Origin of the sequence: Allopusillimonas ginsengisoli (genome assembly GCF_004153455.1) — a bacterium.
Lineage (GTDB): Bacteria > Pseudomonadota > Gammaproteobacteria > Burkholderiales > Burkholderiaceae_B > Allopusillimonas > Allopusillimonas ginsengisoli.
In genome coordinates this window covers 1-22,661 of record NZ_SDQE01000016.1, presented here as the reverse complement: position 1 = coordinate 22,661, position 22,661 = coordinate 1, and the positions used below count along the sequence as shown (strand labels likewise).

Annotated in this window: 24 protein-coding genes; 19 read left to right on the top strand and 5 right to left on the bottom strand. The window is 56.6% G+C overall.

Translation table 11 applies throughout. The annotated features are described in order from the left end of the window. Positions 1 to 16: 16 nt before the first annotated feature. From ERE07_RS19675 to ERE07_RS19645, 7 genes are read left to right on the top strand one after another with little or no spacing between them, the layout of a single operon-like run. On the top strand, positions 17 to 517 hold the full coding sequence (locus tag ERE07_RS19675; RefSeq protein WP_130010744.1) for a MaoC family dehydratase: 501 nt from the start codon (positions 17 to 19) through the stop codon (positions 515 to 517). 9 nt (positions 518 to 526) lie between these two features. Beyond that, positions 527 to 1,738: a thiolase family protein gene (locus ERE07_RS19670; protein WP_130010743.1), complete on the top strand. Its 1,212-nt coding sequence runs from the start codon at positions 527 to 529 to the stop codon at positions 1,736 to 1,738. Between the two features lie 25 nt (positions 1,739 to 1,763). After that, positions 1,764 to 2,210 (top strand): Zn-ribbon domain-containing OB-fold protein, encoded by a 447-nt coding sequence (locus ERE07_RS19665; RefSeq protein ID WP_130010742.1) that lies wholly within the window; start codon positions 1,764 to 1,766, stop codon positions 2,208 to 2,210. Between the two features lie 36 nt (positions 2,211 to 2,246). Then, positions 2,247 to 3,272 (top strand): Bug family tripartite tricarboxylate transporter substrate binding protein, encoded by a 1,026-nt coding sequence (locus tag ERE07_RS19660; RefSeq protein WP_245153794.1) that lies wholly within the window; start codon positions 2,247 to 2,249, stop codon positions 3,270 to 3,272. A gap of 5 nt (positions 3,273 to 3,277) precedes the next feature. Continuing rightward, on the top strand, positions 3,278 to 4,483 hold the full coding sequence (locus tag ERE07_RS19655) for a CaiB/BaiF CoA transferase family protein (RefSeq protein WP_130010741.1): 1,206 nt from the start codon (positions 3,278 to 3,280) through the stop codon (positions 4,481 to 4,483). A 17-nt stretch (positions 4,484 to 4,500) separates the two neighbouring features. Then, positions 4,501 to 5,643: a CaiB/BaiF CoA transferase family protein gene (locus ERE07_RS19650; protein WP_130010740.1), complete on the top strand. Its 1,143-nt coding sequence runs from the start codon at positions 4,501 to 4,503 to the stop codon at positions 5,641 to 5,643. 49 nt (positions 5,644 to 5,692) lie between these two features. Continuing rightward, positions 5,693 to 6,862 (top strand): CaiB/BaiF CoA transferase family protein, encoded by a 1,170-nt coding sequence (locus tag ERE07_RS19645; protein ID WP_425330997.1) that lies wholly within the window; start codon positions 5,693 to 5,695, stop codon positions 6,860 to 6,862. 15 nt (positions 6,863 to 6,877) lie between these two features. On the opposite strand, the gene ERE07_RS19640 is transcribed toward ERE07_RS19645, so the two are convergent. Then, positions 6,878 to 7,660, bottom strand: a complete 783-nt coding sequence (locus ERE07_RS19640) for an SDR family oxidoreductase (protein ID WP_130010739.1) — start codon at positions 7,658 to 7,660, stop codon at positions 6,878 to 6,880. Positions 7,661 to 7,874: 214 nt separating this feature from the next. Here ERE07_RS19640 and ERE07_RS19635 point away from each other — a divergent pair, with 214 nt between their 5' ends. From ERE07_RS19635 to ERE07_RS19580, 12 genes are all read left to right on the top strand, one after another. Beyond that, positions 7,875 to 8,762: an HpcH/HpaI aldolase/citrate lyase family protein gene (locus ERE07_RS19635; RefSeq protein ID WP_130010738.1), complete on the top strand. Its 888-nt coding sequence runs from the start codon at positions 7,875 to 7,877 to the stop codon at positions 8,760 to 8,762. A 22-nt stretch (positions 8,763 to 8,784) separates the two neighbouring features. Next, positions 8,785 to 9,243, top strand: a complete 459-nt coding sequence (locus ERE07_RS19630) for a MaoC family dehydratase (RefSeq protein WP_130010737.1) — start codon at positions 8,785 to 8,787, stop codon at positions 9,241 to 9,243. Positions 9,244 to 9,264: 21 nt separating this feature from the next. After that, complete coding sequence (locus ERE07_RS19625; protein ID WP_130010736.1) at positions 9,265 to 10,455, top strand: acyl-CoA dehydrogenase family protein; 1,191 nt, start codon at positions 9,265 to 9,267, stop codon at positions 10,453 to 10,455. 169 nt (positions 10,456 to 10,624) lie between these two features. Beyond that, the gene (locus tag ERE07_RS19620; RefSeq protein WP_130010735.1) at positions 10,625 to 11,869 is read left to right on the top strand and encodes a CaiB/BaiF CoA transferase family protein; all 1,245 of its coding nucleotides are present in this window, start codon (positions 10,625 to 10,627) and stop codon (positions 11,867 to 11,869) included. 1 nt (position 11,870) lies between these two features. Continuing rightward, entirely contained in the window at positions 11,871 to 13,037 is a 1,167-nt protein-coding gene (locus tag ERE07_RS19615) for a CaiB/BaiF CoA transferase family protein (protein WP_130010734.1), read from the top strand. 10 nt (positions 13,038 to 13,047) lie between these two features. After that, on the top strand, positions 13,048 to 14,034 hold the full coding sequence (locus ERE07_RS19610) for a Bug family tripartite tricarboxylate transporter substrate binding protein (RefSeq protein WP_130010733.1): 987 nt from the start codon (positions 13,048 to 13,050) through the stop codon (positions 14,032 to 14,034). Between the two features lie 17 nt (positions 14,035 to 14,051). Next, a complete protein-coding gene (locus ERE07_RS19605; protein WP_130010732.1) occupies positions 14,052 to 14,480 on the top strand; it encodes a YybH family protein in 429 nt (142 codons plus the stop codon). Between the two features lie 3 nt (positions 14,481 to 14,483). Then, the gene (locus ERE07_RS19600) at positions 14,484 to 15,170 is read left to right on the top strand and encodes a nitroreductase family protein (protein ID WP_130010731.1); all 687 of its coding nucleotides are present in this window, start codon (positions 14,484 to 14,486) and stop codon (positions 15,168 to 15,170) included. An 80-nt stretch (positions 15,171 to 15,250) separates the two neighbouring features. Then, positions 15,251 to 16,039, top strand: coding sequence for an enoyl-CoA hydratase/isomerase family protein (locus tag ERE07_RS19595; RefSeq protein WP_130010730.1), 789 nt, complete (start codon positions 15,251 to 15,253; stop codon positions 16,037 to 16,039). Positions 16,040 to 16,171: 132 nt separating this feature from the next. Beyond that, positions 16,172 to 17,146 (top strand): Bug family tripartite tricarboxylate transporter substrate binding protein, encoded by a 975-nt coding sequence (locus tag ERE07_RS19590; RefSeq protein WP_245153792.1) that lies wholly within the window; start codon positions 16,172 to 16,174, stop codon positions 17,144 to 17,146. Positions 17,147 to 17,165: 19 nt separating this feature from the next. Further along, complete coding sequence (locus ERE07_RS19585; RefSeq protein ID WP_130010729.1) at positions 17,166 to 17,414, top strand: AMP-binding enzyme; 249 nt, start codon at positions 17,166 to 17,168, stop codon at positions 17,412 to 17,414. A 167-nt stretch (positions 17,415 to 17,581) separates the two neighbouring features. Further along, positions 17,582 to 18,763, top strand: a complete 1,182-nt coding sequence (locus tag ERE07_RS19580; protein ID WP_130010728.1) for a CaiB/BaiF CoA transferase family protein — start codon at positions 17,582 to 17,584, stop codon at positions 18,761 to 18,763. 129 nt (positions 18,764 to 18,892) lie between these two features. Here ERE07_RS19580 and ERE07_RS19575 read toward each other — a convergent pair whose 3' ends face one another. The 4 genes from ERE07_RS19575 to ERE07_RS19560 form a co-directional block, all read right to left on the bottom strand. Further along, the gene (locus tag ERE07_RS19575; RefSeq protein WP_130010727.1) at positions 18,893 to 19,864 is read right to left on the bottom strand and encodes a Bug family tripartite tricarboxylate transporter substrate binding protein; all 972 of its coding nucleotides are present in this window, start codon (positions 19,862 to 19,864) and stop codon (positions 18,893 to 18,895) included. Positions 19,865 to 19,894: 30 nt separating this feature from the next. Then, complete coding sequence (locus ERE07_RS19570) at positions 19,895 to 21,292, bottom strand: MmgE/PrpD family protein (RefSeq protein ID WP_167671012.1); 1,398 nt, start codon at positions 21,290 to 21,292, stop codon at positions 19,895 to 19,897. Between the two features lie 262 nt (positions 21,293 to 21,554). Continuing rightward, positions 21,555 to 22,367 (bottom strand): enoyl-CoA hydratase/isomerase family protein, encoded by an 813-nt coding sequence (locus ERE07_RS19565; RefSeq protein ID WP_130010725.1) that lies wholly within the window; start codon positions 22,365 to 22,367, stop codon positions 21,555 to 21,557. Between the two features lie 94 nt (positions 22,368 to 22,461). Continuing rightward, on the bottom strand, positions 22,462 to 22,661 hold a 200-nt coding region (locus ERE07_RS19560), incomplete at its 5' end, for an electron transfer flavoprotein subunit alpha/FixB family protein (protein WP_209021196.1).

The window sequence follows — 22,661 nt, the reverse complement described above, 5'->3', positions numbered from 1 at the left end:
TGATAAGGAGACGGGCATGAGTGCCTTGATTAATAATCAGATAAACGAGACGTATGATGAGCTGGAGGTTGGCCAAACCTTCTGTTCTGGCGGACGCACGGTGACCGAGACTGACGTGGTCAACTATTGTGCGTTGACCGGAAACTGGATCGCTATTCATTCCAACGTTGTCTACTCGTCGAAAACCCGATTTGCCAAACGCCTAGTTCAGGGTGCGCTCACCTACTCCATTGCCACGGGCCTGATCCAGTTTGGTCTGGGCATCCAGGCCAACTATGGCATCGATAACATGCGTTTTCTAAAGCCCGTGTGCATCAACGACACCATCTATGCTGTTGCCGAGGTCATCGGCAAAAAGGATAAGGATGACAAGTATGGTGTCACCAGATTTCTGATCAAGGTGTTGAACCAGGACGGAGAGATCGTGCAGCAAGGCGAGTGGAGTCTGCTGATGTTGCGCAAACGTGAAGATCTGGATGCGCTGGTGGCTTCCTCCCTGCCTGCAGTGCAAAGTTGAGGAGTGCTCATGTCTTCCCAACCAGTCGCCGCGATCGTGGGGATGGGGGATGCTTATGCCTCCCGCAGCAACCGAAAAGACCCTTTGCAACTTGCCGTGGAGGCTACGCATAAAGCGCTGGCAGACGCGGGAATCAGCAAGGACCGGATTGACGCAGTCTTTACGGGTCGGTCGCCCTGGGCTGACAAGCGCTCGCAATGGAGCAATATCTTCGTGTCGCATATGCACATGCCGGTGACACTGAACACCGAGTTGACGATGCATGGCTCAGGGCTGACGGCATCTGTGGGGATGGCTTCTCAGATGATAGCGTCGGGAAGGGCGGACTACGTACTGTGCTTGCAAAGCGATGCGACCGAGCTGTTCGTTGATGCGGTCGCGATGGGTGCTGAAGCCGATGCCGATCCACAGTTCGAGATTCCTTACGGACCCATTATTCCAGCACTCTATGGGCAGGCAGCGCATCGATACTTCCATGAGTTCGGCATCACGGAGGCAGACCTGGCGGATGTGGCGATCGCCAACCAGCGCTGGGGCGTGCATCACCCCCATGCGGCCAAGGCCCGATTTGGCGAGATCGATCGCGACAAGGTGCTGTCATCGCCATATGTAGCGACCCCGTTGCGGCGCTGGATGTGTTCCACCTGGGGCGGAGGTACGGGAGGGGCATTGGTGGTGACATCGGTGGAGAAGGCGCGCGCCATCCCAGGTGCTATCTATGTGATGGGATATGGATCGGCATCCACGCATGAGTATCTGACTGATCGCATAAATATGCACCGTTGCAAGTTCCCGGGCTTGGGCACGTTTCCCAATCTGACATATACCGCCACGGCCGAAGCGGCCCGACAGGCTTACGCGCATTCAGGCCTTACGCCTGCCGACATAGATATGACGCAGATATCGGTGAACTTTGCGCATATGGGACCCATGATTCTGGAGGATCTCGGCTTCGCGCGAAAGGGCGAAGGAATCAACCTGTACCGCGATGGCCGTACAGGCGTGGATGGTGATTTACCGACCGACACCAACGGAGGTTGGCTATCCTTCGGCCAACCAGGCATCTCCTGCAACATGGACAGCTATGTCGAGGCCGTACGCCAGCTCCGCGGTGCAGGGTTGGGCATATCGCCGAACACGCGTCCTCGAACCGTGATGGTTCAAGGCGCGGGCGGCATGCTTGCCGCGGGCGGGGTAACGATTCTGGCCAGAGCCCAGTGAACTTCAAGTTTGAGCAGAGTATTCCATGAGTGAAATCAACTATATAGAGGGGTGGCCGCAGCCGTATCCGCTGCTGGATGCCGAGCCATATTGGTCGGCGCTCCAAGAGAGCCGACTGACCTATCAGGTTTGCGGCAGTTGCGAGCAGGCGGTATGGCCAGCGCATTCGTTTTGCCCCCATTGTGGAGTCCAGGCGCTTGAATGGAAAGAATCCTGCGGGCGCGGCACTGTGTACTCATTTAGCACCGTCATGCGCGGCCCTACGCAAACATGGGCGTCGATCGTACCGTATACCGTAGGCTTCATTCAGATGGAAGAGGGCTATTACCTGTTCAGCCAGATTAACGGTGCGCCAGAGGACATCGCCATCGGCAAGGCTGTACAGGTCGAGTTTCAGCTGCGCGGCAAGCAGAACCTTCCGGTGTTTGATCTGGCTGAGGGTATTGCCCGACCAGCAGGGACAGAAAGATAAAAGTGTTGTTCAAAATACTATTCAAGGAGACGAGTCATGGTAATGCAGTACGCACGGAATATTTACCCGCTGCGCCGCCGTTGGCTGAAGGTCAGTATGGCCGCGGCTGTCATAGGGATGAGCGGTATGGTGACGAGTGGAGATGTCCACGCAGACGAATGGCCCACGCAACCGGTGAAGATCGTTCTGGCTATTGGCCCGGGCTCTTCCGGCGACACCCTGGCGCGGCTACTGGGGCCCAAGTTGTCGGAAATCTGGAAGCAGCCTGTTATTGTCGAAAATCGGCCGGGCGCGGGCGGCGTAATTGGCACCGAGCATGTGGTGAATGCCCGAGACGGCTATACGCTGTTGTTGGGAACACAAAGCTCTATCCTGCCCAAGTTCACGCAGCGCAACCTGAGGTTTGATCCTCTTACTGACCTTGTGCCGGTGCGCAAGGTTCTCAACTACCAGCTCGTTATTGCAACGAACGAGGCAACAGCAAGAAAGGCCGGTACATTGAAGGCTCTGGTAGCCTTGAGTAAGGAAAGTGGAGAGGGTGTGTTCTTTTCTGGTACAGGGCCGACCTCCATCTTTAACCTATCGTTCTCCATATTGAACCAGCAGCTGGATATGAAGTATTCGCCAGTGGATTTCAGCAACATCAACGAAATGAACATGGCCGTCATTCGCGGTGATACACAGGTTGTCGTCAATAACCCGGCATCGCTCAAAGGTTATTTCGATAATGGAGCGGTTGTACCGTTGGCAGCCATCAGCCCGGATCGTTACCCGAATCTTTCTGAAGTTCCCACACTGAAAGAGGCTGTGGGATACGAGGGGTATATACCCCTGTTGTGGGCAGGATTTTTCGTGCCCAAGAATACACCGCCATCGATCGTGGACCGTATCAATCGCGATGTGGAAACAGTACTCGCGGATAAAGCGTTTCGCAAGCAGGTTGAAACAACGCTTACGGGGTCTGTCCCACAGTCTTCTCCCGAACGCTTCGTCAAGGAGATTCAGGAAGAAGTCGATATCTGGAAGCAGCTTTTCCAGACGATCAATCTAAAGCAGGGGTAATTGACATGTCCGGTCCTTTGACAGGAGTGCGCGTCCTTGATCTGACGTCCAATTTCATGGGCCCCTACGCATCTTTACTCTTGGCGGACATGGGCGCTGATATATGCAAGGTGGAGGCGCCGGACGGAGATCCAACGCGAGGCGTCGGGCCTTGCCGAAATCAGGGCATGAGCGCCATATTCCTGCATTTGAATCGCAATAAACGCAGCATCGTGCTGGATCTCAAGCATGCGCAAGGCCTGCACGTGCTCAAGCGGATGATCGTGTCGGCTGATGTATTGGTGCACAGCCTGCGTCCGAAGGCGATGGCCAAGCTCGGACTTTCATACGAAGATGTCAGGGCGATCAATCCGCGCGTGATCTATTGCGGCGCATTCGGCTTTGGCGCTGGCGGGCCTTATGCGGATCGCCCGGCCTACGACGATCTGATTCAGGCCGCGGTGGGTATGCCTGTGCTGCAAAGCAGAAAGGCCGGTCCTCCGGCCTATGTGGCTACGGCCATCGCTGATCGTGTTGTAGGCATGGCCACATGCAATGCCGTGGCCATGGCGCTGTATTACCGCGAGAAAACTGGCCGTGGCCAATCGGTCGCTGTTCCTATGTTTGAAACGTTCGCGCATTTTGTCATGGGTGACCACTTATATGGGTATACATTCGAACCGCCCATCGGAGATTGGGGCTATTCGCGCATGATGAGCCCCGAGCGCCGCCCCTATCAGACAAAGGATGGTTATATTGGTGTCAACATTTATACGGATCGTCATTGGCAGCGGTTCTTTATCGCTGTCGGGCGTGCAGATATGGCGGAAGATCCTCGCTACAGCACCATCTTTGGGCGCACTGAGAACATCGGTTACCTGTACGAATTTTTGGCCATAACCTTTGAAACCAAAACGACTCGAGCGTGGCTCGAGATTCTGCATGAGGCCGATATACCCATCATCGAAATGAATACGCCCGACACGTTGATACAGGATCCCCACATGAAAGTGGTGAATTTCTTTGAGTTGCAGCAGCATCCGACCGAGGGCACACTTAGAATGCTGGGTATTCCGCAGGAATGGAGTGAAAGCCAACCCGAACAGCGATATCCGGCGCCGCGCCACGGCGAGCATACGTTGCAATTGCTGGGGGAATATGGAATAACGCCGGAGCAGGCGAACGAGGTTCTGGCCTCGGGCGGAGCATTGCAGGCGCCGCAAGCCGGGTAACTGAAATGGGGGATCAGATGCAGGAAGACTTACCTTTAGCAGGTGTAACCGTGGTGGAGCTTGGAGACAGCGCGTCCGCGCCTTTTGCAGGCCATATTCTCGCGGGACTGGGCGCTGAAGTCTGGAAAATCGAGCGCGCGAGCGGAGATTCTTCGCGCAGTTGGGGCCCAAGCCAGTGGAAGGGATGTGGCGCGGCCTTTCATGCGCTCAATCGAGGCAAACGGTCCATCTCTCTGGACATCAAGAACCCCGTTCAACTGGCGACGCTGCATGATCTGATCGAGCGGCATGCCGATGTCTTTCTTCACAATCTGCGTCCAGGCAGTATTGGGCAATATGGCCTGGATGCAGAAAGCCTGCGTGAGCGCAAGCCGACGCTGGTCTACTGTGAAGTGGGCGCTTATGGGCATGTAGGCCCATTGAACACGCTGCCTGGTTATGACCCGCTCATGCAGGCATTTGCAGGCATTATGAGTCTGACCGGAGAAGAGGGGCAGGCGCCTGTGCGCGCGGGTGTGTCCATCGTCGACTTTGGCAGCGGTATGTGGGCGGTTATTGGCATAGTGTCCGCACTGTTGCGTCGCGAACGCGAGCGCGTTGGCGCCACGGTGAACGGATCGCTTTTGGAAACGGCCATTGCCTGGATGTCGATTGGGGTGGCCAACTACGCTGCGGATGGCAATCCCGGAGGGCGGCATGGTTCGGGCGTGGCATTTATCGTGCCGCACCGTGCTTATGCGGCGTCAGACGGCTATGTGATCATCAGCAGCGCCAATGACCGTTTGTTTGCCAAACTCTGCGAAGCCTTAGCGCATCCGGAATGGGCGGTCGACAAGCGGTTTTCGACCAACAGCGCACGCCTCGCGCATCGCATGGAGATAGACACATTGATTGGCGAACGGCTGGCGACACAGACGCGAGCACATTGGCAGCAGCACCTCGCTAAGCTGGGGCTGCCCTGTGCGCCGATCCAGACGACGGCGGAACTTTACCATCATGAGCAAACGCAAGCGCTGGGCATTTTGGGCAAGAGTGGTGAAGACGAGATAGCACTCGTCGGCATGCCGCTTTCCTTCGACAGGCGGCGTCCGCCTCCCATGCGCTCCGCACCGGAGATTGGGCAGGACAACGATCTCCTGCATTCCCTCCTGAAAGACTGACATACTGCGACTTGATCCAGACGGCGACAATGCCTAGGGAAAAAAACAAATGAGCACAGCGATGACGACGAAGGCTAATGGACCGCTGGCAGGCATCAGAATTGTGGAGATCGGCGGCATCGGTCCTGGACCGTTTTGCTGCATGCTGCTGGCGGATATGGGCGCTCAAGTGATTCGTATCGATCGCCCGCCCGGTCACGATGGAGGCGCGCCTATCGATGCGCGATTCGATCTGCTCAATCGGGGCCGTCGCAGCATACGGATGGATCTAAAAAAACCGGATGCTACGAAAGCCGTGCTGCGTCTCGTGAAGCAGGCTGATGTGTTGATCGAGGGCTTTCGTCCTGGCGTGATGGAGCGATTGGGGCTCGGGCCCGAGGTTTGCCTCAAGGCCAATCAGCGCCTGGTGTATGGCCGCATGACGGGATGGGGGCAGGACGGTCCCATGGCGCATGCGCCGGGACATGACATCAACTACATTTCGCTGACGGGGGTGTTGCATGCGGTGGGTCGGGCTGGAGAGGCGCCAGCCATACCTCTGAATCTGATAGGCGATTTTGGTGGAGGTTCGCTATATCTGGCTTTGGGTGTGGTCAGCGCGCTTCTGGAAAGTCGCACCTCGGGACACGGGCAGGTGGTGGACGCCGCGATGGTGGACGGATCAGCGTCACTGATGACGCTGCTGTATGGCTTTCTTGCCGCTGGCTACTGGAAAGATGAGCGTGGGGCAAATCGGCTCGACTCTGGGGCTCCTTGGTACAACGTCTACGAGACCGGGGATGGCAAGTATGTGAGCATAGCCGCCAATGAGGGTCGCTTCTATCGCGATGCGCTGGACGTGCTCGGTTTGGCCGGACAGGCGCTGCCTGAGCAGCACGACCAAGCTGGCTGGCCGCAGCTAAAAGAACGCTTCGCCAAGGCGTTCAAGACTCGTTCGCGGGATGAGTGGGTAGAGCTAGCAAAGGGGACGCAATCATGCATCACGCCGGTATTGTCCATGACCGAAGCGCCTCAGAATGCGCATATTAAGGATAGGGGCATTTTCACCCACATTGATGGCGTCATGCAGCCCGCGCCGGCGCCGCGCTTCAGCCGGACACCGGGCGCAATTCAGCACCCACCGCCAAAGCCTGGCCAACACAATGAAGAAGTGCTGCGTGACTGGGGATTTACGGTGGATGAGTTCGAAGCATTGCGCACAGCAGGCGCTGTGCTGTAGCGCTTAGTTTTGCCGTCATGCGACAGAGCGTCTGGATGTAATGCCACCATCTACCGTAATGATGGTGCCGGATGTGTAGCTCGAGTGTGGAGATGCGAGATAGACAAAAAGATCGGCTATTTCCGCCACTGATGCGGCACGCCCTAGCGGATAGCCTGCTAGCAATTCAGTGGAACGTTGTTCATCTCCAAGCAGGCGTGCCGCATGGTTTTTAAGTACTTTCTCGATGCGGTCGGTTGCGACGGGGCCAGGATTGACGCCGACCACGCGGATGCCATCTTCGAGGCTGCGTCCACCCAGGGCGCAGGTAAACGCCATCAATGCGGCATTGCCGCTGGATCCCGCAATGTAGTTGAAGTCGAAGTTTTGCCCGCCATTGCCGATGTTATTCAGTATGACGCCCTGCCGACGATGTTTCATTTCGGTATACATCGCGCGCGTGAGGTTGATGTAGCCGAACACCTTGAGTTCCCATCCTTTTCGCCATGCATCTTCGTCGACTTCCCACAAGGTGCCGCCGGGGATGGCGCCGGCATTGTTGACAAGAATATCGGACGATCCTGCAAACGCCATGATGTCGGCAATTGCGCCCTGTCGGGTCATATCGAGCGCCAGCACGTTCACTTGAACGCCATGTTCGGATTGCAATTCGCTCGCCAGCGCGCTGAGTTTTTCCGCGGAGCGTGCTACCAGTGATAATTCACATCCTTCTGTGGCAAAGGATTTTGCAAGACCTGCGCCAATGCCTTGAGAGGCGCCTGTAATCAGCACGCGTTTTCCCGCGAGTCCCATGTCCATAGTTCCTCCTTTCTGACGATAGTCACGATACTGGAATGTTGATGACTTGGTGATGCCAAGGCAGATGATTGTTCCGTAGTTCAGAATTGGCTCTCCTGGTTTTTAGGTGTAAACCCCAGTAGTGTGAAATCCTCGGAAACGTCAAACTAACTATCAATCGTTAGGTAGATTTCAAGATATAAATGGCCAGACTATTCACTAGCCCGAGGTAGGCATGACGACGCAGATGAAACCCATACGTTCTTTTCTTTTTGTTCCGGGCAATAAGCCAAGCTGGATTGAAAAGTCGATCAAGGCCAAGGCCGATGCGCTGATCCTGGATCTGGAGGATAGCGTTCCTCCTGACAACAAGGCGGAAGCCCGAGAGATTGTCAAATCAAAGCTGGCGTGGCTGGCCGAACAGGGGCAGCGGGTTTGGGTGCGCATTAATCGTAGCCCTCATTTGTACGACTTCGATGACATTCTGTCTGTGGTCAGCACTCACGTGGAGGGCATCGTAATCTCCAAGCCTTGCGGTCCGGAAGACATTCATACCGTTTCGTCGATGTTATCCGAGGCCGAGTATCGCAATGGTGTCGAACTGGGCCATACCAAGGTGATTCCACTGCTGGAGACAGCTCGCTCTCTGCAATTTGCCTACGAAATCGCGTCGTGCGAACGCGTGCCGGCCATTGTGGGTGCTACTGCCAAGAACGCCGACGTCGCTCGAGCCCTGAATACGGTCTGGTCGCTTGATGGTCGCGAAACGTTGTTCCTGAAGTCGCGCATCGTGATGGCTGCACGGGCTGCCGGAAAATTGCCCATCGGTGGTGTGTGGCAGCAGGTGCACGATCTTGAGGGGTTGAAGGTTTCGTCCGAAAAGGATCGCCAGTTGGGTATGAGCGGAGAACTGCTTCTACATCCTTCCAACGTCGAGATCGTAAACAAAATGTACAGCCCTTCAGACGAAGAGGTGGCATTTTACGAAGGAATGATTGTGGCGCTGGAGAATGCCCAGTCCGAAGGCAGGGCTTCTTGTATCTACGATGGCGAGCACATTGATATTGCGCACGTTAAGACTGCTCGCGAAATCATTGAGCTCGCGCGCACATTCAACAGCTAATTACTACGCGGGAGATAGACAAATGGCTGGCCTCTATTTTGAAGAGTTCAAACCTGGCATGGTGATCGAACACGCCATACGCCGAACCGTGACTGAAACTGACAATGTCTTGTTTTCAGCCATGACCTACAACTGTGCGCCGTTGCACATTGATGCGGAGTACAGCAAGAACACGTTCTACGGCCAGCGCTTGGTCAATAGCATGTTCCTGTTGGCGCTGGTTGCGGGCATCACGGTGTATGAAACGACGCTGGGCACGACGTTGGGCAATCTGGGGTTTGGTGAGATCGCCTTTCCCAAGCCTACCTTTCACGGCGACACCATTCGCGTCCAAACCGAGATCCTGGAAACGCGTCTTTCGAAGAGTCGCACGGATTCGGGGATCGTCACTTTCAAGCACGTCGCAAAGAACCAGCGTGACGAGATCGTCTGCACGGCCATGCGCACTGGTCTGATGATGCTGCGTCCGCAGCAGACGTAACCTGTTACCCGGAGAGACACCATGTCCGATGTACCCAACTACTTTGCCGTCTACTCGGCGCGCGAAGAGCAACTGAACGATGTCCGTCAGGCAGCGCGCACATTGGCTGACAAGTTCGACCTGGCCTACTGGCGAGAATGCGACAAGGAAAGCAAATATCCCTGGGATTTTGTGAATGCCTTTGCAGAAGCAGGATGGATGGGCATCATGATGCCCGAGGAGTATGGCGGCATGGGGTTGGGCCTGGCCGAAGCGGCGGTAATGCTGCGTGAAATAGGTGCATCCGGCGCCGGCATGAGTGGTGCCTCCGCAATGCACTTCTATGTTTTTCCACCTGCACCTATCCTGCGTCATGGCTCAGAAGATCTGAAACGACGTGCATTACCTGGCTTTGTGAACGGCACAACACTGATGGCCTTTGGTGTGACTGAGCCGACGGCCGGCGTGGACACTTCCCGGATCAAGACGCGTGCCGAAAAGAAGGGGGATCGCTGGATCATCAACGGCCAGAAGGTGTGGAGCACCAATGCGCAGAATGCAACCAAGTATCTGATACTGGCGCGCACCTCGCCGCGTGATGAGAAACGTCCTCTCGACGGGATGACGCTGTTCTACGCTGACCTGGATCGCAAGCACTGCGAGGTGCGCGTTATCGATAAGCTGGGTCGCGCAGCAGTGGACTCCAACGAGGTTTTCATCGATGGTTTGGAGGTTCCCGAAGAAAACGTTATCGGCGAGGTGGGCAAGGGTTTCAGTCATCTGCTGGACGGCCTAAACCCCGAACGTGTGGTGGTAGCGATGGAAGCAATCGGCATAGGCTATGCCGCGCTCGATATGGCGGTGCAATACGCCAATGAGCGTGTGGTATTCGATCGACCCATTGGTAAAAATCAGGCGGTGGCCAACCCGTTGGCTGAATGCTGGATGCGTCTGCAGGGTGCGGAAAGCGTTGCGCTTCACGCTGCCATGCTCTACGACAATCATCAGTCATGCGGCCCGCAGGCTAACACCGCCAAATTCTTGGGGGCGGATGCTGGCTATCAGGCTTGCGACCAGGCGATGCAAACTCATGGCGGGTTTGCGTATGCGAAGGAATATCACATTGAGCGGTTGTGGCGAGAAGTCCGCCTACTGCGCTTGGCGCCGGTTTCGCAGGAAATGGTATGTAATTTTGTAGCCCATAAAGTGCTCGGCTTGCCGAAATCATACTGAGCAACTGGCGCCACACCGGCCCGGCCGTCACGACGGGCTTGTGTCTGGTTGGCCGGCGTACGCAGGATAAGTGTGCCAGGCGCACTCATAAAACCAGTGACAAGCTGTCTACAGACCAGTCCTGATAGTTATTCAGGGCTAGTCTGTAGACGGGTTTCAGGAGACTAGCATGTCAGCGGCAAAGCCCTTGGAGGGCATTCGGGTACTCGATTTGACGGTAGCTCTGGCTGGCCCCTACGGGTCATTGCTACTCGGAGGGCTGGGAGCGGAGGTGATACGTGTTGAGTCTCCTGACGGGGGCGACATCGCCCGGAACAATCCTCCGTATGTCAATCAGGAGGGCATTCACTTTGGCGTACGCCACGAGGAAGATGTGTCGCTGTCTATCCTCAATCGTGCGCGCAACAAGAAAAGTATTACGCTGAATCTCAAATCCACGGAAGGCCGGCAGCTGTTCATGCGGCTGGCCAAAGAGTGCGACGTGCTGATCGAGAATGCCAGCGAAGGTGTTACGAGTCGGCTGGGCGTGGACTACAACAGCGTGTGCGCAGCCAACCCCAAGATCGTTTATGCCTCCATAAAGGCGTTTGGCGAGCCTAGCCTTTATCCTCAGCTTAAAGGCATGGACATCATCGTTCAGGCGCTGAGCGGCATCATGGATGTCACAGGCTTTCCCGACTGTCCACCCACGCGCCTGGGTTTGCCGATGGCAGACATGATTGCACCGCTCTTTGCGGTCAACGGTATTCTGTCGGCCTTGATTCATCGAGGCAAAACCGGGGTGGGCCAGCATGTGCAGGTGTCCATGCTCGATTGCCTGGCCTCGTTGATGGCCGAAGAGCACTTTGATGTTTACTTGAAGGAGGGCTACCCGAAACGCTCCGGGAACTTCATGGAGCGGTTGACTCCCTTCGGTGTGTATAAGACTCAGGATGGGTACGTGGCGCTCGTTGCCTTTCAGTCAGCGTGGTTCAAACGCCTCACCGAAGCCATGGCGCAACCGGAGCTAGCGCAAGATCCGCGCTTCTCTGCATTGGGGCCACGCACCAAACACTCAGGCGAAATTAACGTGATTATTCAGGACTGGTTGCTTCAACGTACCAGCGCCGAAGTAATCCGCGAGTTGCAAGAGAAACGAGGCGTACCCTGTGCCGAGGTGCGCACACCGCAGCAGGTCTTGAGCGATGCAGACTTGCAGGCACGCGGCGCTGTGGTGCCGTTGGAACATGCGGGCTTGGTTTCCAGTGGAGCCACGGCGATGGGCATGGGTCTGCCCATTCAGTTTTCCGAATCACCAGTACGGTTCGACCAGCCCGCGCAGGCGCTGGGCGCCTCCAATGAAGACGTGTATCGAGGATTGCTCAATCTGTCTGAGGCTGAACTACAGCGCTTGCAGGAGCAAGGGGTTATCTGAAATGTCTTCAACTCGGTCTCGCGCCGGTCCTCTGGCGGGCATAAAGGTAGTGGAAATTGCGGGTATTGGCCCGGGCCCATTGGCGGCGATGTTTCTGGCTGACCTGGGGGCGACAGTCATTCGCGTGGACCGCAAGGTGCCTTCAGGCTTGGGTGCGCCGCGCCCTTTGGTGCACGACTTGGGACTGCGCAATCGCAAATCCATCCGCGTGGATCTGAAAGAGCCCGATGCCAGAGAGTTGGTTCTGGATCTCGTCGCGCAGGCCGACGCGCTGATCGAGGGGTTTCGGCCTGGTGTCATGGAGCGCTTGGGTTTGGGTCCTGACGTATGCCTTGCCCGCAACCGGCGTCTGGTATATGGCCGGGTGACGGGCTGGGGCCAAGACGGTCCGATGGCGCATGTGGCAGGACATGATCTTAACTATATTGCTATTACCGGCGCACTGAATGCCATGGGCCGAGAAGGCCAGGCGCCCACTATGCCCCTCAATGTGCTTGGCGACTATGCTGGCGGTTCCTTGTATCTTGCATTCGGGTTGCTGGCAGGCATTCTGGAGGCAAGAAGCTCAGGGCAGGGGCAAGTAATCGATGCGGCCATGGTGGACGGTGTGGCGTCACTAATGACGGTAACCTTAGGCCTCCATGCGGCGGGCATGCTTACCAAGCAGCGTGGTACCAATCTCCTCGATTCTGGCGCACCGTTCTACGAAGTTTATGCGTGTGCCGATGGCAAGTACGTTTCGGTCGGCCCGATAGAAGGGAAGTTTTACCAGCAGTTGCTGGAAAAACTGCAGCTTCAGAACCATCCACTATTGCGTGAACAGATGAATCGAACGCAATGGCCACAGGCCAAGCAGGTGCTGGCCGCAAAGTTCAAAGAACGAACACGTGATGAATGGACCCGATTGTTAGGTAGTTTGGACGTCTGCATCGCGCCGGTACTGGATTTTGACGAGGCACCCTACCACCCGCATATTCAGGCGCGGGGCACTATCACCGAGATCGAAGGGGTTTTTCAACCGGCGCCCGGGCCGCGTTTTTCTCGCACACCCGCAGCGCGCCCGGAGCCGCCTTCAGCATTGAGCACGGATAACGCCATTGTGGCGTTGCAAGAATGGCTGCCGGCGACGCGAATTGAAGCATATCGAACGCGAAAAACATTCATCTAAGGAGGCTCACATGATATTCAGACGCGCATTTGTCAGTATTGCGACACATATATTCGTTGCCACGTGGGCGCTCGCTTTTGCCACAACGGCTTTGGCGGAGGCATTTCCCGGTGGCAAGCCCATTCATCTCGTCGTGGCCACCGGCGTTGGCTCGGGCTCCGATCTGACGGCGCGCCAGATTGCAGCGGGCATGTCCAAAGATATAGGCGCCCCTGTCATTGTTGAAAACAAGACTGGCGCTGGCGGTGTGATTGGCACCCATTTTGTGGCCAAGGCTCCGGCGGATGGGTACACATTGCTTGCCACCTATGCACAGCATTATACCAATCAGCTGGTGCGGAATACGCCTTATGACGCCGTACAGGATTTTGACCCTATCGCCCGAGTGGCGAATTCCGCCCTGGTCATTTCGGTCGCCACGGACTCGCCCTACAAGACCTTGGCTGACGTCGTTGAAGAGGCCAAGCAAAACCCGGGCATCATTACCTACGGTTCCTCTGGTAATGGCACTACCTCTCACATGGCTGCGGCCTTGTTTTCCAGCATGGCCGGCATTTCCATGAACCACATACCTTACAAAGCGCCAGGCCAGGTGGCGCTGGATGCGGCCTCGGGGCAGATTGACTTGAGTTTCAATGGCATGTCCTCGGTGCTGCCCTTGATCAAAGGCGGTCGCCTGCGGCCTCTGGCGGTGACAACCGCCACGCGCTCGCTCAGCCTGCCTGACGTACTCACTGTGGCAGAGCAAGGCTTTCCTGGCTATGAGGCGGCCTCGCCTGTATGGATTTTTGCGCCGCATGGCACGCCTCAGGCGGTTATCGATATGCTGTCGGAAGCTGTGACGCGTCAGGCTCAATCTACGGAATTCAAAGCATTGTGTCTGCAGCAAGGACTGGAAGTGGATGTCCAGGATGCCGCAACAGCCAAGGCTGCCGGCCCCGGCGAGTTGGAGAAGTGGCGCAAGCTGATGAGCGTTGCCGGTGTCAAAGCTGATTAAAGAGAGGGCAATGCGCCATGCAGATAACCAACAATATGCCTGATGGCCAGGCGGCTTTGGCTCAAGTGCTTGCCGACTGGAATTGTGCGGGAGAGACGTGGAACGCGGCTGCCATCGCCGCTGTCTACACAGAGGATGCCATGTTGTTCGGCGGGCGGCCTGGACACTCAGTGGGACGCGAGGCCATACAACGCTACTTCGCGTCATATGAGGGGGCGATTCACTTCGGCGCGATGACATTGTCGGACATCGTTTTGCGCATTCTTGGCAGCGACTGTGTGCTGGCGCAAGGCATGGCCGAATTTTCTTTCAAGCTGTCAGACGGCCAGTGCACGCGGTCGGCGTTGCGTGCCACGCTGGTGCTGAACCGGGCAGCGGGGCGTTGGCATATCTTGAATCATCACTTCTCCACTGTCCCCGCGGTGCCGCCGCTTGGAAAGGATTAACTCATGAAATCACAATGCGCCGACCTTTCCGCACTTGATCGTCTTACTGCTAGCCGCTATACCAGTCGTGCCTATCAGTCGAGGACGGTGGACCACGAGACGATCCGCAGTATCGTGAGTATGGCGAGTCGCTCCGCTTCGTGGTGCAATGTGCAGCCTTGGAAACTGGTCATCACCGCGAATGAGGAAAGCACAGCGCACTTCCGTCAAGCACTCGTGGATCATGCTGCTAACTCTTCGGCGATAGACTCCGACTTGCCTTTCCCTCCGGGATACCAGGGGGTGCATGCACAGCGTCGACGTAGCGCGGGCCTTGCTCTGTACACAGCACTGGGCATTACCCGTGAAGATACGGAGCGACGTGCGAGCCAAGCTTTTGAGAACTACCAACTGTTTGGCGCGCCCCATGTGGCGATAGTTACCGTGCCCGCTTGTCTCGGGTCGTATGCTTTAGTGGATGCCGGTGGGTTAGTTGCGTACTTCCTGCTTTCTGCCCAAGCACATGGCGTGGCTTCCACACCGCAAGCCGCATTGGCCCGCCATGCGCGCTTCGTACGTAGTTACTTCGACATCCCCGATACGGAGCATATGGTCTGCGGTATCTCGTTCGGCTATGCGGAAGATAGTCATCCTGTCAATCAGTTCCGCACCAGCCGCGCACCTATGGACGAGCTGGTGCGCTTTGTGTGAGCGCCCCGACGGCTGCGCTGACCGCTATACGAACCAGGGAACTGTCGGATTGAGTGTTTGAGAACGTGCAGGGAAATAATATGGCATCGCTTCTGATTGATAACCCCGCGCGAAATGTACGGCGCCTCACGCTTAATCGCCCGGAACGTATGAATGCGTTGGATGGGCCAACGTTGCAGGCGCTCTACGATGCAGTGAAGGATTGCGCAGTGGCGAGTGATATCAAGGTTCTCGTGATCCGTGGCAGCGGTCGAGCGTTCTGCGCTGGGAATGACCTGAAATGGCTTGCGAGCGGCATACTCGAAGATCGTGCGGCGCACATGCGCCACCAAGATCTGATGCAGGAAACCTTTGAGCGTTTGGAGTCCGCGCCACAGATTGTGCTGGCCTGTGTCAATGGCTTTGCAGTCGCGGGCGGTTTCGAGCTGGCGCTAGCTTGCGACCTGGTCATCGCGGACAAGGCGGCCCAACTGGGTGACGAACATATACGTCGCAATTTGCTGCCCAGCGGCGGCAGTTCTCAGCGATTGCCCCGCAAGCTCGGATTGCAGCGCGCCCTGTACTACCTTGTGACCGGGCGTCGCATGACGGGAAGCGAGGCGGTGGACATGGGGCTGGCTGCACAGGCAGTATCCGCCAATGAACTGGATGATGTAACGCTGCAGCTTGCACAGGAGATTGGCGCGGCGGATGCGACGGCCTTGGCCACCATGAAACTGATGGCGCGCCATGCAATGGAGCTGCCCTTGAGGGAAGGACTGCGCTACGAGCGTTGGATGCAGCATCGCTACCGTACGCAGTCGTCAGCGTTAGAGGAGGGCGTCCATGGATTTGCGAGCAAGAGGCATGCCACAGGCAACGATGCTTGACGATGTAATGAAGTTCAAACCTTTGGCCCACAGCATAGTGCTGATTGGGTGAACAGCACGGGTCATTGACCCATCTGCCTGGCCATTTACCTTAGAGCTGACCTACAGCTATTAAATGTTGGAGATACTAAAATGAAAATGTTTATGCGTCGCTTTTTTATTGCAGCTGCTGCCAGTGTGATGCTGCCCTTTGTCGCGCAGGCAGACACCTATCCGAATAAGCCTGTGCGTGTCATCGTCAGTAACGCGCCAGGCACCGGCACCGATATTACGGCGCGCTTTATCGCCAATCAAATGAGCGAGAAGTGGGGTGTGCCGATCGTCGTTGAAAACAAGGCCGGTGCAGGCGGAGCACTTGGTACGGACTATGTTGCGAAATCCTTTCCGGACGGCTATGAGATTCTGTTTACGACCGGTGCGCACTTTAGCTTTCCCGCGCTGTATGACAAGCTCGCCTTCAATGCGGAGACAGACTTCACGCCTGTGGCGTCGATCGCCCAGGCTCCTATTGTGATGTTTGTGCCAGCGGATTCACGCTTCCAAACGGTGCAAGATGTGATCGAGGCTGCTAAGAAAATGCCGGACGGAGTGAGCTATTCGTCGCCAGGAACCGGTACCTCCTCTCACTTGGCCGCAGTCATGATGAGCACGCAGGCCGATATCCGAATGCTGCATGTGCCCTATAAGTCGGCCTCGCAGGCGGCGCTGGAGGTGGCTTCAGGGCAAGCTCAGGTGGGTTTCAATGGCACAGGCGTGACGTTGCCTTTGCTGCACGCCGGCAAGATTCGGATTCTGGCGGTCACCAGTCTCGAGCGCTCAGCATCGCTTCCCGATGTACCCACAATGAATGAGTCGGGACTGGAAGGATACGACTTTGTTACGCCCATTCTGGCCTTGGTACGTGCTGGGACGGCTGCTTCCATCGTGGACGTCATCGGTGCCGCCATGACGGAAGCGGCGGCCACACCTGGATTCAAGAAACTATGTGAGGCTCAGGGCCTCGATGTTGCAATCCAGGGACCTGCTGATTTGAAGGTCTCCGCGCCTAAAGAGTTCGACAAGTGGGCGCGCCTGGTGGATCTGGCTGGTGTGAAAGCGCTACGTTAACACTGGAGAAGTAGAGCAGGTGCTCAACCGCTTTCCAGGCATTTTGAATTCGGCAGTCATAGGTCGGAAGGAAGCAGACGGTAATTATGCGGTGATTGCCTTTGTAGTGCAGGACCCTGCGCATCCGTCGGGTGAGGCTGCGTTGCAACGGTATCTGCGCGAACATCTAGCGCCTTATAAACTGCCAATGCGAATCATTGCCATCGCTGAGTTGCCTATGGGTGCCAACGGCAAGCTTATGCGGAACAGGCTAAGAGAGTGGCTGTGATCGATTAAAAATAGATGTTCCGGAAAATGGAAATGCAATAGGCAGGGGGAAGGGTGGATCGTGAATTTTCATATGCCGAGGTACGGAACAAACCATTGTGTCGCGTTGACCGGTAAGCCAGCGGGATTGCATTGTATGAACTATGCTTTCTATGGAAAAGAGAAAAGATGCAAGTACTTGAGGGAATCAAAGTTCTGGACTTTGGCCGTTTCATTGCAGGACCGTTATGCGCAGCATTATTGGCGGATTATGGCGCCGAAGTGATCCGCATTGATCGGGTCGGCGGGGGTGAGGATAGGTTCATCGTGCCAGTGACCGAGCAGGGGGAGGGAGCCCTATTCTTGCAGGTTAATCGAAACAAGCGCTCGATCACGCTGGATTTGGATAGTGCAGAAGGCCGTGCGATCGTGCGCAAACTTGTAGCGGACGCCGACGTGGTGATCGCCAATATGCCGCCACGTACCTTGCAGAGCCTGGGTCTGGATTACGAGAGCTTGCGGCAGATCCGTCCAGACATCATTCTGACAGCCTCCACCGCTTTTGGTGCCAACCCTGCGGTGCGCGACCGTGTTGGCTTTGACGGCGTAGGACAGGCGTTGAGTGGTGCCGTGCACATTGCCGGCACGCCCGACCAACCTCAGAAAGCCATGGTGCCCGTGGTGGACTTCGCAACCGCCTTCTCTTGCGCTTTAGGCACTATGCTCGCATTGTATGAACGTCAGCGCAGTGGATTGGGGCAGGAGGTGAGCGCTTCGCTGCTATCGACGGGGCTGAACATGGCCAGCGGCGCGCTGATCGAAGAGGCTGTGCTGGGACTGGATCGTCAGGCTATGCTCAACCGCAGCCCCAGCTATGGCCCTTCGGATATTTTCAAGACGCGAGACGGCTGGATTATTACGCAGGTTATCGGTCATCCGATGTTCAAGCGCTGGACGAAGTTGGTAGGCCACCCTGAGCTGCTGGATGATCCACGCTTCGCGGATGATACGTCGCGTGGTGAGCACGGAGAGGTGCTGTGTGAACGTATGTCGGAGTGGTGTAAAGACTTGTCGCAGAGCGAAGCCCTGGCGCTTCTGGAAAAGGCGAGAATTCCTGCCGGTCCGGTCAACTCGCCCCGCCAGGCGCTTCAAGATGAGACGATTAACGCCGCAGACGTTATTCACTGGATGGATCATCCAGGTGTGGCGCGGCAGATTCCGATTTTCACTTCGCCGGTCACCCTGTCGCGTACGCCACCGGAAATTAGGCAGCGACCACCGCTCACTGGCGAGCATACCGATGAAGTCTTGGCGGAAATCGGCTATGACGTTGCAGCCATTGCGAAGTTGCGGGAGCAACGCATTGTGTAGCTAGTGCGCGGTAAGCGCGTGAGCGTGGCGTACACCGATTGCCCGCGCGCAGGCGCTAAAGCGGTATCTTGCGTTTCGACGCGTAGCCTGGCGCTTGGCCGGCTACGCGTTGCCACTCAAAATCAGTGTCTAAGCGCGTTTGATCAACTCGGCGACATGTCGCCAGTGGGCGTCTTCTTCCGGCATGCCAGCCTGGAATTCACGATGCTCTACCAACTCTACGTACATGGATTGATTGTCGCAAAAGGCTTTGAACTCGGGTGAACGGGCGACCTTGGCAAGACCGTCCGATAGCAATGCGATCATGGCATCAGGCGTTTTGGCTGGTGCGAATGCGCCCATCCAGGATGCTACTTCGAAGTCTGGAATGCCGCTTTCTATGGCGGTGGGGACATCGGGCAATGCCTCCCAGCGCTTCCGGCTGGTCACGGCCAAGGCACGCAGTCTGTCAGCTTTGATCAACGGTAGAACACCGCCAGAGCCCTGGCAAGTGAAGGCCACAATGCCTGCCACCGTATCGGTGACGGCTTGCGTGTTTCCTTTATACGGAATATGTTTGGCGGTGGTGCCGGTCCGGTCATTCATGATGACCGTGCACAGATGCGAGGTGCTCCCCACGCCGCCTGAGCCATAGTTGATCTCGCCGGGGTTGGCTTTCATGGCTGCCAATAGGTCGGCAAAGGTTTTGTAAGGTGAGTTGGTTGGCACGACCACGGCCAGTGCGGCGCTGCATACACGGGCTATTCCCTTGAAGTCCGCCAGCGGGTCGTAGGTGGCTGCAGCTTCGCCCGAGTAGAGGGCGGCAAAGTGCGTCACACCGGTCATTAAAAGCGTGTGGCCGTCTGCCGGTGCCCTGGCGACCACGGCGCTGCCCAGTGCACCTCCGGCACCAGGGCGATTTTCGACCACGACAGGCACGCCAACTATGTTGGACAACGGTTCGGCGACGAACCGCGCTGCTGCGTCTACGGTTGTTCCGGCCGCTGCGGCGACCATCAGATGAATAGGCTTCTTCGCGATTGGCTTAGCCAGCGTCATGCCGGAGGCCAGCGCTGCAGGAAGCGCGGGTAGCGTGTGCAGGAAATGGCGGCGTGAAATCATGCGTTGCTCCTTTGGATGATGGCTATATAGTTATTGAGGCGGGGTGCACAGTGCCATGAGATCTCTCGTCGGCATATGTGGAGTCATGTTTCGCAGGGTCACCAGCAGAGTTTGAGCCTGGGCATTGCCAAGCACATCGGTGGTCAACTCCATGAACTTGGCATCCTGTTCGTCGTCAGACATAGGATTTTTGTCCGTGCCCAAGGGATCTTCGACGAATACGTGCTGTGATGTTCCATCCTTGAAGGTCAGGGTGACATCGGCAACGAACTTGCCAGGGTACTTTTGCTCCAGTTCAGGCACCTCGGTGATGTGGATTGCACGAGCCATCTCGATAATGGATGTCATGTCAACGTTGCCGTCCAGATAGTCGCGATGGATTCGGTAGCCATTCCCTTTGCCGAGCAACGCGAATGCAGCCTGAACAGGCAGGCTGAACTGCACATGCTCGATGTTTTCAGGTTCATAGGCGTTAGCGTTGGCGGTACCAACGACGACGTTGAAGTGAGGTGCTATCTTCAAGTGAATATTGGTGATGTCGCTGCGTCGTGTGGCGAAGGGGCGCAGCGCGTCGATATAGGCATGTGTGCAGTAGCAGGCGCAGTAGGCCTTGAGCCACACCGTGCCGATCTCAAAGGATTGGTCTTGCCCGAAGCGCTGCGCGGCGTCATTGCCTGGATCGCGCTGCAGAAAGGTATGGAAGAAGCCCTTGCTGCCCGTCAGGAATGCGCGCGGTCCGGTAATGCCAGCTTGAGCCATATCGGCTGCCACCATACCGTTGCGAGTGCCGATGCCGGCATGGATGCGTTTGATGGAGCCGCCGGTGGAGGTGTATTCCGTGGTGCCCGAGGCGTGGCTGAGTGCGATGGCAAGCGCATGTAGCGTAGTCTGTGTGTCGAACTTGCGCAACTTCGCTGCGACAGTTGCCGCGCCGAAGTTGGACAATACAGCATGTGGGTGGAAGCCCCGCCGCAGCAAATCAGGCGCTGCCAGCACCCCGATACGGGTATAGACTTCGTAGCCGGCGACCATCGCGGTAATGACTTCTTCCAGTGTGGACCCCAGTTCTTCGCCGATCGCTAACGCAGCGGGTATTACGCAACTGCCTGGGTGACTGAAGCTGGGGCCATGGGCATCGTCGTATTCAAAACCGTGACCATAAGAACCGTTGACGAAAGCGGCATCCGCGGCGCTCATGGTCTGGGTGTTGGCCGCGACGCGGCTAACGCCTACACGCTTCTGGGCGGTGGCGTATTTCAGCAGTTGCTTTGACCAGGGCATCTGTGAAATGCCAATCTGCAGCGCAAGTTGGTCGCGCATAAGGCGGCTGACGCCTGCATGTGCGGCTGCATCCAGATGCTGATACTTCAGTTCCTGGATGAATTGCACAGCCGCTGCCTCTAGCGACAGACTATTGGTGATTGTCATACTGTCTCCATACAGTGTCATTAGCTGACTTTATTGTTTTGTTTAAGGCTGTTAACTAACGTTTGTTTGTTAGGTTTCAATGATACAAAAAAACGCTCAGCATTCAAACTGAGGCAGTTGTAACTGGAACCCAATCAGCTCGGCCCATCGCGCCAATTGAACTCGCCAATTCGGGCCGCGACAACACTGATAAAGCACTTGTTCCGTACTTTGGTGTTTATACGTGTATGTGCTGAAAAGCGGTCGCTCTATCTGAGCATGCTTACTCGCTGGCCAATTTGGCGGAAGGAAAGTCGGGTGCGCGCTTGCCTCGCACAGCGTCTAAACCTTCGCGGGCATCGGGCCCAAGAAAGCCCAGCATCTCGAGCGCCAGCGAATTGTCGAAAATGGGTCCGGCGGCCCGTATCCAGTTGTTCAGCGATTTCTTGGTGGCCCGAATTGCAACCTGGCTGCCGCGTGCCAGTTGAGCAGCCACAGCCAAGGCTTTTTCCTGAACGTGTTCCTTGGGAACACTGAACGTGACCAAACCGAGACGCTCGGCCTCTTTCCCGTCTATGAAATCGGCTGTCATCAAATAGTACTTTGCCTTTGCAATGCCGCAGAGCAGCGGCCACACGATGGCGGCGTGATCTCCAGCCGCAACCCCCAGCCGAGCGTGGCCATCAGTCAGGCGCGCGGTTTCGGCCATGATGCTGACGTCGGCCAGCAAGGCAACGGCGAGGCCAGCACCCACCGCTGTGCCGTTGATGGCTGAAATGATGGGTTTATCGCAAGCCAGCATGTTGTAAACAATGTCACCCGCTTCTTTCATGACAGTGGCTACCACCTCGGGGTTGCCTACCATTTCCTCCACCCAGGCCAGATCCCCGCCTGCCGAAAAGGCGCGGTCGCCGGCACCCGTCACGATGACTACCTTGACAGCTGGATCGTCGTTCACGAGAGACCACAGCTTGGTTAGTTCCCAGTGCATGCGGGCGTTGGTGGCATTCATGACTTCGGGGCGGTTCAGCGTGACCAGAAGTACGCCGTCCGGATGGCGGTCGAAGCGTATAAATTGAAAATCTTCGTATTTCATGAGTGTCAGTACCGTAAATAGAGGATTGATGGGTTAGGGGGGGGCGTCAGCTTTCCAGCGTACCGTAGATCCAAGCAAAGCAGGCAGGACGAGGTCAAAGCTGGTCGGCCAACTCGGGAACGGCCGTGAACAGATCGGCGACCAGGCCGTAGTCGGCCACCCCGAAGATGGGCGCTTCGGCATCCTTGTTGATGGCCACGATGACCTTGGAGTCCTTCATGCCGGCCAGATGCTGGATGGCCCCGGAGATACCCACCGCCACATACAGCTGGGGCGCCACAATCTTGCCGGTTT

What these genes read in the sequence shown, in the direction of transcription:
- ERE07_RS19675 (WP_130010744.1), top strand. Translation starts at nt 17, where the DNA reads ATGAGTGCCTTGATTAATAATCAGATAAACGAGACGTATGATGAGCTG.
- ERE07_RS19670 (WP_130010743.1), top strand. Translation starts at nt 527, where the DNA reads ATGTCTTCCCAACCAGTCGCCGCGATCGTGGGGATGGGGGATGCTTAT.
- ERE07_RS19665 (WP_130010742.1), top strand. Translation starts at nt 1,764, where the DNA reads ATGAGTGAAATCAACTATATAGAGGGGTGGCCGCAGCCGTATCCGCTG.
- ERE07_RS19660 (WP_245153794.1), top strand. Translation starts at nt 2,247, where the DNA reads ATGGTAATGCAGTACGCACGGAATATTTACCCGCTGCGCCGCCGTTGG.
- ERE07_RS19655 (WP_130010741.1), top strand. Translation starts at nt 3,278, where the DNA reads ATGTCCGGTCCTTTGACAGGAGTGCGCGTCCTTGATCTGACGTCCAAT.
- ERE07_RS19650 (WP_130010740.1), top strand. Translation starts at nt 4,501, where the DNA reads ATGCAGGAAGACTTACCTTTAGCAGGTGTAACCGTGGTGGAGCTTGGA.
- ERE07_RS19645 (WP_425330997.1), top strand. Translation starts at nt 5,693, where the DNA reads ATGAGCACAGCGATGACGACGAAGGCTAATGGACCGCTGGCAGGCATC.
- ERE07_RS19640 (WP_130010739.1), bottom strand. Translation starts at nt 7,660, where the DNA reads ATGGACATGGGACTCGCGGGAAAACGCGTGCTGATTACAGGCGCCTCT.
- ERE07_RS19635 (WP_130010738.1), top strand. Translation starts at nt 7,875, where the DNA reads ATGACGACGCAGATGAAACCCATACGTTCTTTTCTTTTTGTTCCGGGC.
- ERE07_RS19630 (WP_130010737.1), top strand. Translation starts at nt 8,785, where the DNA reads ATGGCTGGCCTCTATTTTGAAGAGTTCAAACCTGGCATGGTGATCGAA.
- ERE07_RS19625 (WP_130010736.1), top strand. Translation starts at nt 9,265, where the DNA reads ATGTCCGATGTACCCAACTACTTTGCCGTCTACTCGGCGCGCGAAGAG.
- ERE07_RS19620 (WP_130010735.1), top strand. Translation starts at nt 10,625, where the DNA reads ATGTCAGCGGCAAAGCCCTTGGAGGGCATTCGGGTACTCGATTTGACG.
- ERE07_RS19615 (WP_130010734.1), top strand. Translation starts at nt 11,871, where the DNA reads ATGTCTTCAACTCGGTCTCGCGCCGGTCCTCTGGCGGGCATAAAGGTA.
- ERE07_RS19610 (WP_130010733.1), top strand. Translation starts at nt 13,048, where the DNA reads ATGATATTCAGACGCGCATTTGTCAGTATTGCGACACATATATTCGTT.
- ERE07_RS19605 (WP_130010732.1), top strand. Translation starts at nt 14,052, where the DNA reads ATGCAGATAACCAACAATATGCCTGATGGCCAGGCGGCTTTGGCTCAA.
- ERE07_RS19600 (WP_130010731.1), top strand. Translation starts at nt 14,484, where the DNA reads ATGAAATCACAATGCGCCGACCTTTCCGCACTTGATCGTCTTACTGCT.
- ERE07_RS19595 (WP_130010730.1), top strand. Translation starts at nt 15,251, where the DNA reads ATGGCATCGCTTCTGATTGATAACCCCGCGCGAAATGTACGGCGCCTC.
- ERE07_RS19590 (WP_245153792.1), top strand. Translation starts at nt 16,172, where the DNA reads ATGAAAATGTTTATGCGTCGCTTTTTTATTGCAGCTGCTGCCAGTGTG.
- ERE07_RS19580 (WP_130010728.1), top strand. Translation starts at nt 17,582, where the DNA reads ATGCAAGTACTTGAGGGAATCAAAGTTCTGGACTTTGGCCGTTTCATT.
- ERE07_RS19575 (WP_130010727.1), bottom strand. Translation starts at nt 19,864, where the DNA reads ATGATTTCACGCCGCCATTTCCTGCACACGCTACCCGCGCTTCCTGCA.
- ERE07_RS19570 (WP_167671012.1), bottom strand. Translation starts at nt 21,292, where the DNA reads ATGACAATCACCAATAGTCTGTCGCTAGAGGCAGCGGCTGTGCAATTC.
- ERE07_RS19565 (WP_130010725.1), bottom strand. Translation starts at nt 22,367, where the DNA reads ATGAAATACGAAGATTTTCAATTTATACGCTTCGACCGCCATCCGGAC.